Here is a 2,336-nt window from a genome sequence, read left to right as displayed (position 1 = left end):
AAAATGCCCCTTTATTTGGGGTAGAGCCACAGATTAAAAGGCCATATTAAACTTGTTGCAGGAAATCCAGCTAAAGTAATTCTTTCGTTCTTTCGATTTATGGGGATTGAATTCTATTTTATGTTAACGGAAGATAAGTGAGTTACGAAGTTTCTGTTACTTTATTTATTTATCCATCCATCTTCCCAAATGTTATTATCATCATGACAATAGAAGGTTATCTTCTTATTTTTGAAATGTTCATTTATTCTATCAAAATTTCTGTCGCTACAATCCGTAGATATTCCTATATAAATATTGTTAACCCTGCTGTCACAAATGGCCTTCCAGATATGAGCATCGTTATCGTCTATAGAACAACCATATATCACCAGATCACCTTCAATATTTTTTAAAGATTCTAATGCTTTTTTCAAATAACTGTTGTGCTCTATAATATTCAATTTTTCTTCAGTTGTACCACCAAGTACAAAAAGGTCATGAAACTGACCATTTCTACAGAGTTTTTCTCTTTTTTCAATAAGATTTCTAGATTGTACATTTGCTATTTTTAAGGCATCAAATCCAGTTTCAGAGTGACTAAATAGATGCATTGAACCATGCAAATACACAAGACTCCAAAATTTGGGGTTTGTTTCATTGAATGGATATATTTCAAAATCACCTACGTTGCAATTTTCGTTTTTTCTAAGGTAAAAACAATCATTAAATGATTTGTATTTATTATTCTTATTGCCAAACAATTCTAACTTTGCCATTAGAAAATATAACTTTAAGTCAAAATTGGTTGTGTAAATACGATTATAGGCTTTTACGTTTTCTTTAAAAGGCTGAAAATCCCCATCCTGAAGAGAAAGTTTAAAAGTTGGCTCTCTATGATTCTGTCCTAAGATCCTAATAAACTCATTCTTAATTTCCTCTCTTTCATTTTCACAAAGTGAACCAATAGCACTCGAAAAATCATATCTTAAAAATTCCTCTAAATCATTGTTATAATTATTCAAATACATTTTAAATTTTGATTTCAGGTCGCATGAGTCGCTTGTATCATTAAACATTGTTGGCAATATTTCAGCGTATGTAAAATTTGATCTAAAAAAACTACTTTTGACATTAAAAGCCTGGTTAAAGGCGATATTTATACCGCAACCTACTAAAAGTGTCTTATTAGATTCCATTCCAATACCTACCTACGTACAAAATCAATCAATTCATATCCATTTCCCCGTGCTGGGATTTTAACGATTAGCCATAAATCTCCTACGGCTGCTCCAGTGGGATTATTAATATAATTTCTTGCCTCTTGCTCAGTTCCAAAACCTTCTCGTCTATGTTGCTCTATTGGCTCTGGTTGGAAATTGATCAAATAAACATTGTAAGTTTCCACGTTTTTTCCCTCTAATTCATAGTTACTTATGATTCAACAGGTGGCTGTCTTGATCATATGTCACTCCTTGGCCTTATTAAATTAATTTAGCCAACATATTTGATATGTGCCCATCGAAGCAAAAATATAAACAGTTAGGTTTCTCATTATTTTTTAATACAAAGCATATTACAGCTAACAACACCTCTGGTTGCTTTTGATTTCATATACATTGTAATTTCACTAATTACAGGACTAACATCACAAGACCATCCTTTTAAGTAAGTCTCGCCACTATGATCTGAGCCATCAACTGTAACCCCTGAAAGCACACACATGCTATATTTATCCTTAAATTGTTTAGGTAAAATAATTTTACAATTTATTATTTTCTCCTCACGGCCATGTTGTATAAGGTCACCTTTATATCTCTCATTAACTAATGGCTTTTTGACATAACATAAGTGTTCTTTCTTATTTATTTCAGCGTAAACATAGTACTTAGCTTGTTTGTTTTCACTGGAACATCCATATAGGAATAATAGGGAAATAAAAATATTTATTATTGCTATTTTTTTAACCACCATAAAAAATCCATTTGCTCAAATGTTTAACTTGATTAAATTATAGCTTAAATTATACAGCGTATAGCTCATTGCTATTTCTCAAAATTAGATGAATTATTTAAATAGATCACTACACCATCTGTATTATTTATATACAATCCAACCTAGCCCATATACAGGCTCAAGCGTAATCCATGATATTGGGCTTCTAACGAATGATCCCTTAGAATTAGAAGTTTTTAAGTTCCTAAGAAAACTAAGGAAAAAAGTAATGAAATGCCTAACCCTATAAGAAAAAGTATCATGCTTGCTATTTCTGCCGTAGGGCTTGCTTTATCATAGAATGTAATTTTAGGTGGGATATTTTTTTCAAGATACTCTTGTGTAATATTTTTATCAAAAAA

At 31.1% G+C, this 2,336-nt stretch carries 3 protein-coding genes; all 3 read right to left on the bottom strand.

Going from position 1 to position 2,336, the window contains the following annotated elements:
- Positions 1 to 161: 161 nt before the first annotated feature.
- The 3 genes from OK13_RS14020 to OK13_RS13545 all read right to left on the bottom strand — a co-directional run bounded on the left by OK13_RS14020 (position 162) and on the right by OK13_RS13545 (position 1,953).
- Positions 162 to 1,178: a DUF4917 family protein gene (locus tag OK13_RS14020; protein WP_052117698.1), complete on the bottom strand. Its 1,017-nt coding sequence runs from the start codon at positions 1,176 to 1,178 to the stop codon at positions 162 to 164.
- Positions 1,179 to 1,186: 8 nt separating this feature from the next.
- Positions 1,187 to 1,387: a hypothetical protein gene (locus OK13_RS14720; protein ID WP_035891675.1), complete on the bottom strand. Its 201-nt coding sequence runs from the start codon at positions 1,385 to 1,387 to the stop codon at positions 1,187 to 1,189.
- Positions 1,388 to 1,533: 146 nt separating this feature from the next.
- Positions 1,534 to 1,953 carry a hypothetical protein gene (locus tag OK13_RS13545; RefSeq protein ID WP_035891673.1) on the bottom strand — a complete coding sequence of 140 codons (420 nt, stop codon included), beginning with the start codon at positions 1,951 to 1,953 and terminating at the stop codon, positions 1,534 to 1,536.
- Between the last annotated feature and the right edge of the window lie 383 nt (positions 1,954 to 2,336).

The organism is Legionella norrlandica (assembly GCF_000770585.1).
In the GTDB taxonomy this organism is placed as follows: domain Bacteria; phylum Pseudomonadota; class Gammaproteobacteria; order Legionellales; family Legionellaceae; genus Legionella; species Legionella norrlandica.
The sequence above is the reverse complement of the archived record's forward strand: the minus strand, read 5'-3'. Positions and strand labels throughout refer to the sequence as shown.

Coding starts and splice junctions, on each gene's coding strand:
- OK13_RS14020 (WP_052117698.1), bottom strand. CDS start 1,178: ATGGAATCTAATAAGACACTTTTAGTAGGTTGCGGTATAAATATCGCC.
- OK13_RS13545 (WP_035891673.1), bottom strand. CDS start 1,953: ATGGTGGTTAAAAAAATAGCAATAATAAATATTTTTATTTCCCTATTA.